Below are 7,679 nucleotides of genomic sequence, written 5' to 3'. Positions count from 1 at the left end.
CCTGGAGGCCGACCCGGTCGCCCCGCCGGAGGCCGACCGCACCCCGCAGAGCATCCCGGACCGGCCCCGGCGCCCACGGCGACCGGTGCCGCCCCGGCTCCCGCGCCCGACCATGCCCGAGGCCGCCTCGGTGGCCCACACGGCGATGCTCCTGGCCGCCGCGCTCGCAGGGTGGGCGCTGCTCCAGCTCTTCGTCCTCGGCGGCCTGTCCCAGGCGCGCGCGCAGCAGGTGCTGCACGCCGAGCTCCGTCAGGAGCTCGCTGCCGAGACGGCCCCCACGGGTGCGGCCATCACGCCCGGCGACCCCGTCGCGCTGCTCGCCGTCCCGACCCTGGGGCTGCGGCAGGTCGTCGTCGAGGGCACCGCCTCCGGAGACCTCATGACCGGCCCGGGACACCGTCGCGACACCGTGCTGCCCGGCCAAGCCGGCGTGTCCATCCTGTACGGCCGTTCCGCCGCGTACGGCGCCCCGTTCCGCTCCGTGGCCCGGCTGCGGGCGGGCGACGGCCTGCAGGTCACCACCGGGCAGGGCGAGTTCGTCTACCGCGTCGACGGGATCCGTCGGGCGGGCGACCCGCTCCCGGCCCCGCTCGACGCCGGCGGGGCGCGCATCACGCTCGTGACGTCGGAGGGCGACGGTCCGCTCGCGTCGATCACGCCGGTCCGTACGGTCTACGTCGACGCGACCCTCGTCGGCGAGGCAGCCACGGGTCCGGGCGGCCGCTCCGCGGGCGTGCCGGATGCCGAGAAGGCGCTCGCCGGGGACCGCAGCGTGCTGCCCCTGCTCGCGCTGTGCCTCCAGGGGCTGCTCCTCGCGGTCGCGGCCACGGCGGTGGCCCTGCGCCGCCTGCCCCGCCGCGCGGTCTGGCCGGTCGCCGCGGGCATCGTCGTCGCCCTGGCCTGGGCGTCGACTGACGCGGCCGCCCAGCTGCTGCCCAACCTGCTCTGACCCCGACGCGGGTCGTCCTGCGGTCGGGCCTGCGCTGTCCCTCGTTCACCTGATGACGGGCGGGGGTTCTCCCGCACTCGGGAGCGTCTGTGGTGGGCCGGGACACCGGCCCGTCGACCACAGTCACGAAGGGCTCCCTCCCATGAAGCGATCGAGGGTCTCGATCATCCTTGCCTCCGTCCTGACCGGCGTCGTCGCCGCGTCCATCGCGGCCACGCCGGCCTACGCGGACCCGACGCCGCAGGTGAAGGACATCGTCGGCGTCGGCTCCGACACGACGGAGTTCGCGCTCAACTACATCGCCGACGGCCGCCGCGCCGGGGTGTTCTCCCCGGGCTACAACGCGAGCGCCAGCGCGCGTCTCGTGTCGTTCGACGCGACCGGCAGCTCGACCGTCGTGCTCAAGGCAGGGACCACGGCGATCACGCGGCCGAACGGCTCCGGGGCGGGCAAGGCGCTGCTCTACGGTGCCGGCAACAACGCGAACGTGAACTTCGCGCGCTCGTCGTCCTCGCTCAGCTCGGCGGAGGTCGGCGCCGGGCTCTGGCAGGTGCCGTTCGCGGTCGACGGGCTCAAGCTCGCCGTCGCCTCGACGTCGAACGCACCGGCCAGCATCAGTGCGGCGCAGATGGTGAGCATCTACAACGGCACGTTCACCAACTGGAGCCAGCTGGGCGGCGCGAACGGCGTCATCGTCCCGCAGATCCCGCAGACGGGGTCGGGCACCCGGACGGTCTTCCTCGCCCAGCTCCAGGCCGCGAACGGCGGCACGCCCGTCACGCTGGCCGGCTCGGTGGTCGAGGTCCAGGAGCACGACGCGGCGCCGATCGCGGCCAACCCCAACGCGGTGTCCCCGTTCTCCACGGGTCGCTTCCTCACCGCGACGGGCATCAAGCTCACGGGCGGCTGGACGTTCCAGCGGGCGCTCTACAACGTCGTGCGCACGGCCGACCTGACCAAGCCGTTCTTCACGTCGCTGTTCGCCGCGGACGGCTTCGTCTGCAGCGGTTCGGCCCAGCCCCTCATCGAGGCGGCCGGCTTCCAGCAGCTCTCCGTGGCCGCGGACGGTGGCGCCTGCGGCGTCCCGACCCAGGCCGCGGTCACCAACTTCACCGTCAACTGATCCACCGACAGCACAGGAGCGCCACGATGAGACTCAACCGACTGATGGCCGGCGCGGTCGCCGCGACCGTCGCCACCGGCGCGGTCCTGGTCGCCGCCGCAGGTCCCGCGGCGGCCAACGACGAGGGCCCGCTGATCCCCGGCAACATCTTCTTCCTCGCCAACCCCGGCGGCTTCGAGTCGAACTCGGCAGCCGACATGATCACCAGCGGCACGACCGCGGTGCGTCCGTGGCAGTCGCTCGCCGTGGACGCCACGTGCCCGGCCGGGTCCGGCGTGATCCAGCCCCTGATCCGCATCCCCCAGGCGGGCGTGCCGGTCATCGACTGGGAGCAGGTGCCGTTCGGCCCGGTCTCGGTCCTCGTGGACTCCGACGGCCGCCCGTACACGGGCCGTGGCGACTTCATGGGCAAGCCGCAGGCGCTGACGTACCTGGCGTCGCAGCCCGGGAACACCGCGGTGCTGCCGTTCCTGGTGGCGTGCCGCGACGTGGACGGCAACTCGATCGCCTACTTCGAGACCGGCCTGACCATGACGGGCACCACGACCGCCAACCTCACGTGGTCGATCCCCGCCGCCGCCTACCCCTCCGAGCCCAGCACCACGACCCTCGGCGTGTCCGCGACGACCGTCGAGGCCGGGACCTCCGTGGACCTCACCGCAACGGTCGACCCCGCCGCCGCGACCGGTGACGTCGAGTTCTTCGCCGGCACCACGTCGCTCGGGACGGCCACCGTCACGGGCGGTGTCGCCACGCTGACGACCGCGAGCCTGCCCGTCGGCACCAACGCGGTGACCGCCCGGTACCTCGGCGGCTCGCACGCGGCCTCCACGTCCGCCCCGGTCTCCGTCGAGGTCACCGCGGTCGCGGAGCGCTCGACGGTCACCACGCTCTCGGTGGCCCCGGTCTCCGGTGCGGCGTACTCGGCCGTCACGTTCAGCACCACGGTCGTGGCCTCGTCGGGTGCGGCCAACGGCACCGTCACGTTCAAGGACGGCTCCACGGTGCTCGGCTCGCTCCCCGTCGTCGGCGGCGTCGTCGCCGACTTCACCACCAACGTGATCGGCGCCGGCGCCCACTCGCTGACCGCCGACTTCGTGGGCACCGCCCCGTACGGCGACTCGGTCTCGGCGCCCGTCGCCGCGACGTACGAGCTGGAGGGCGCGGTGGACGAGCAGACCGTCACCGTCGACATCCCCGTCGGTGCCATCTCGATCACCACGCCGTACACGCCGGCAAACCCGCTCGCGCTCGGCGTCGCCGTGCTCGACCCGGCGGACTCGACGTACTCCGCGTCGGCCGCCTTCGAGGACATCGTCATCACCGACACGCGCGCCGGGAACCTCGGCTTCACCGCGTCGGTGGTCTCCGGGCCGTTCGAGTCGACCACGGGCTCGTTCCCGGGGCTGCACGCGGGCCTGACCGACCTCGTGGCCGACCAGGTGGTGGGCAACGCGCTGCAGTCCGGCGACGTCACGCTCACCGACCACGCACCGGCCACGGACGGCCTCGACGTCCCGAAGGTGTTCGCCACCTACGGGGCCGGCAAGCCGCTGGGCACGGCGCACATCGAGGGTGTCTTCGGCGTCGACCAGGTGCCGACGTCGGTCGCACCCGGCCTCTACACCGCGAAGGTCACCTTCACCGCCGTCTGACGGCGGTGCCACCCGGCTGAAGCCGGGCGGTGACCAGGGGAGGTGGGGCGCCGAGCGCCCCACCTCCCCGCAGGCGTATCCCGTCCCTCCACCCTGGAAGGCCCGACCCGATGCTCGACCGCCTCCGTCCCGTCCTCGCAGCGCTCGCCGTGCTCGGCGTCGCCGCGCTCTGCGCGAGCCCCGCGGCAGCCGCCCCCGACCCGCTGCCCCCCGCGGCTGCCGACCTCGTCTCGTTCGGGATCAGCCCCGCCGGTCCTCAGAGCCCCGACGACCGGCCGTTCCTCGACGTGAGCGCGCCCCCCGGTGCCGTCGTCTACGAGCACGTCGCCGTGCTGAACCAGGACGACACGGTCGTGCAGCTCCAGGTGTACGGCGCCGACGTGGTCATGGCGGACGGCGGCGGCCTGGCCGTCCGGGCGCGCGACGACACCAGCACCGACGCGGGCGCGTGGATCGCCGTGCCGGGCGCGCCGTCGGTCGACGTGGCCCCGCAGACGGCGGGCGGGGGGTTCGGGTACACGGTCGTCCCGTTCACCGTCTCGATCCCGGCGAACGCCGAGCCCGGTGACCACCTGGGCGCGCTCGTCGCGTCGCTCGAGACCGTGGGGCAGGGCGGCCAGGACGCGCCGAGCATCGAGCTCGAGCAGCGGGTGGCCGCGCGGGTGTACATCCGGGTGGACGGTCCGCTGGAGCCCGGGCTGGAGGTGGCGGACGTCTCCGCGAGCTGGGACGCGGCGGCCCCGTTCGGTGCGGGCGAGGTCACGGTCGCCTACGTCCTGCGCAACACCGGCAACGTCCGGATGGCGGTCGAGCCGGAGGTCTCGGTGGGCGGGGCGTTCGGGCTGCTCGAGCGGCGCGCGGACGGCACGCGGGTGGACGAGCTGCTGCCGGGCGGCGAGGCACGCGTGACGACGACGGTGCCCGGCGTCTGGCCGCTGGTGCTGGAGACCGTGACGGTGGACGCCACCGCCGTGGCACCGGCCGCGGGGGACGACCCGGGCGTCGGCACGGTCTCGGGGACCGGGCGGGTCTGGGCGGTGCCGTGGGCGGCCCTCGGGCTCCTCGTGCTGGTGGTCGCCGTCCTCGTCCTGCGGGCGGTGCGCCGACGGCTCGCGTCCCGGGCCGAGCCGACCGTCGAGGCCCCGGTGCGTCACGAGGTGAGCGTGTGAGCTGCGCCGTCCCTCGGACGCCCGGCGGGGGACTGTCGTTCACCTGCGCGCTCCATCCTCGTCGCGGTGCCACAGCACGCGCCGTGCACCCACCTCAGACCGTCCTCGAAAGGACTGCTCGATGAAGCTCAGGAGAGTTGTGGCCGCGCTGGTGGCCGGCACGTGCGCGACGGGCGCGGCACTGGTCGCCGTGGCGGGGCCCGCAGCCGCCAACGACGAGGGTCCGCTGATCCCCGGCAACATCTACTTCCTCGCCAACCCGGGCGGGTTCGAGGCGAACACGGCGGCCGACGTCATCACGAGCGGCACCACCGCGACGCGTCCGTGGCAGTCGCTCGCGGTCGACGCCACCTGCCCGGCCGGGTCCGCCGTGATCCAGCCGCTGATCCGCATCCCCCAGTCGGGCGTGCCGGTGATCGACTGGGAGCAGGTGCCCTTCGGCCCGGTCTCGATCATGGTCGACGCGTCCGGGCGCCCCTACACGGCGCGGGGCGACTTCATGGGCAAGCCGCAGGCGCTGACGTACCTGGCGTCGCAGCCCGGCAACAGCGCCGTGCTGCCGTTCCTCGTGGCGTGCCGTGACGCGGACGGCAACTCGATCGCCTACTTCGAGACCGGCCTGACCATGACGGGCACCACGACCGCCAACCTCACGTGGTCCGTCCCCGCGCACGCCTACCCGTCCGGCGGGGGCACGCAGGCCGTCGCGACCACGACGACCCTCACGGCTGCGGCGTCGGGTGCGGACCTGGTCCTCACCGCCGCGGTCGCACCGTCGGGTGCGGCCGGCGAGGTCACGTTCACGGAGGGCACGACCGTGCTCGGCACCGCCCCGGTCTCCGGTGGCTCGGCGGTGTACACGGTGACGGCGCCCAGTGCCGGCACGCACTCCTACACGGCGGACTTCGCGCCGTCTGACCCCGCCGCGTACCTGGCCTCGACCGGCACCCTGTCCCTGTCCCTCGGCATCGACTCCACCACGGGGCAGCTGGTCCTCACGGTGCCCGAGGCGCCGGTCGTCGACGGCTCGCTCATCTTCAGCGTCCCGTTCGACACGCCCGTCGCCCTGACCGGCTCACGCTCGGTCGACAACTCGCGCGTGACCGCAGCGGGCGTCTTTCCGACCGTGACCGTCACCGACACGCGGCGCGACGCGCTCCTGACCGGCTGGGAGGTCAACGCCCAGGCGTCCGACTTCACCGGGTCCGGCGCGACCGTCGGTGCCAAGTACCTGGGCTGGACGCCCGGCACGCCGACCATGACCCCCGACGCGGGCAGCCCGCTCGTGGCCCAGGCCGGTCCGCCCGTCGCCTCGTTCCTGGACGAGGCCGCCAGCGCCGGGCTGTCGGTCAGCTCCCTCCTCGGCCGGGCGCAGACCCCCGGTCGCGGGGTCTCGACCCTGGACGCCGGCCTCGCGCTGGCCATCCCGGGCGCCACGTCCGCCGGCTCGTACACCTCCACCGTCACCGTCACGCTCGTCGGCGGCTGACCGACCGCTCCACGGGCCGGGGCTCCTCGACCAGTCGAGGGGCCCCGGCCGTCCGAGCCCGCCGCCCAGCACGTCGCCACCACCCCGATCGGAGAACCATGGCGGCCCACCGCCCCCTGCTCGCCGCCACCGTCCTCGCGCTGGCGGCGGCCCTCACCGTGGGCACCGGCTCAGCGGCGCTCGCGGACGACACCGCCGCGGCGTGGGCGGTCACGCCGGCGGACGCGGCCGGTGCCGCCGACGGGCGCACCCGCTTCGAGCTCGCGGCAGCGGCGGGGGAGTCGGTCGAGGAGCACGTGCTCATCACCAACTCCTCGACGGTCGAGCGGGAGTTCGCCGTCTACGGGGCCGACGGGTTCAACACGCCGTCCGGCGGGTACGACCTGTCCCCGGCGGCCGAGCCACCGACCGACGTGGGCGCATGGGTGGCGCTCTCGAGCCCGACCGTGACCATCGCACCGCTGGCCACCGTGTCGCTCGCGTTCACGGTCACGGTCCCCGCCGGGGCCGCACCGGGAGACCATCCCGGAGGGATCGTCGTCTCCCCCGTGCAGACCCAGGTCACCAGCGGCGGGGTGCTCGTCGACACGCGCGTGGCGGTCCGGCTCAACCTGCGCGTCGCGGGGGAGCTGGCACCGGCACTCGAGGTGCGGGCGGTCAGCGGCGCGGTCGACCCGTCCCTCGTGCCGTTCGCGGCGGCCCCGATGACCGTGACGTACGAGGTGGTCAACACCGGGAACGTCAAGGTCGTCGGCGTCCCACGCGTGCGGGTCACCGGTCTCTTCGGACGGACGCTGGCGTCGCTCGACGGAGAGGCGACGCGGGAGGTCCTGCCCGGCGACGCGTTCACGGTCGTCTCGGTCCTCGAACGCGTCGAGCCCGTGGGTGTGACGACCGCCGTGGTCGACGTGGACATGGCGGCCGCGCCGGGGCCGGACACCCAGATCCCGTTGGTCTCCAGCACGGCGCGGACCACGGTGCTGAGCGTCTCCTGGACGGGCGTGGCCCTGGTGGTCCTTGTCGCGGCGATCGCCTGGTACCTCGTCTCCCGGACGCGTCGGCGGCGCCGCGAGGGCGACGCGCGCTGGGAGCAGATGGTCGCCGAGACCCGGCGCGAGCTCGAGGCCACGCACGGGCCGCGTGCGATCGGCACCGGGCTGAGCGTGCTGGCGGTCCTCGCGCTGGCTGTCGCGTCCGGGATCGGCAGCGCTCCCGCGGCGGTGGCGACGGGGTCCGACGACGGCTCGCTCACTCTCACGGTCCCGCCGGGACGCACCGCGACGACGCCCCCGAC

6 protein-coding genes are annotated in these 7,679 nt (G+C 74.5%); all 6 read left to right on the top strand.

Features of this window, described 5'->3' with window-relative positions:
* Positions 1-949, top strand: a 949-nt coding sequence (locus RYN42_RS18660) for a class E sortase (protein ID WP_315098640.1), incomplete at its 5' end; no start/stop codon positions are given.
* A 142-nt stretch (positions 950-1,091) separates the two neighbouring features.
* Complete coding sequence (locus RYN42_RS18655) at positions 1,092-2,072, top strand: substrate-binding domain-containing protein (RefSeq protein ID WP_315098637.1); 981 nt, start codon at positions 1,092-1,094, stop codon at positions 2,070-2,072.
* 26 nt (positions 2,073-2,098) lie between these two features.
* Positions 2,099-3,727 carry an Ig-like domain-containing protein gene (locus RYN42_RS18650; RefSeq protein ID WP_315098632.1) on the top strand — a complete coding sequence of 543 codons (1,629 nt, stop codon included), beginning with the start codon at positions 2,099-2,101 and terminating at the stop codon, positions 3,725-3,727.
* 110 nt (positions 3,728-3,837) lie between these two features.
* Positions 3,838-4,896, top strand: a complete 1,059-nt coding sequence (locus tag RYN42_RS18645) for a hypothetical protein (RefSeq protein ID WP_315098629.1) — start codon at positions 3,838-3,840, stop codon at positions 4,894-4,896.
* 121 nt (positions 4,897-5,017) lie between these two features.
* Positions 5,018-6,385: an Ig-like domain-containing protein gene (locus tag RYN42_RS18640; RefSeq protein WP_315098626.1), complete on the top strand. Its 1,368-nt coding sequence runs from the start codon at positions 5,018-5,020 to the stop codon at positions 6,383-6,385.
* 98 nt (positions 6,386-6,483) lie between these two features.
* Positions 6,484-7,679, top strand: a 1,196-nt coding sequence (locus tag RYN42_RS18635) for a hypothetical protein (protein WP_315098623.1), incomplete at its 3' end; no start/stop codon positions are given.

Source organism: uncultured Cellulomonas sp. (assembly GCF_963527515.1).
Lineage (GTDB): Bacteria > Actinomycetota > Actinomycetes > Actinomycetales > Cellulomonadaceae > Cellulomonas.
This window is presented reverse-complemented; position numbering and strand designations above follow the sequence as displayed.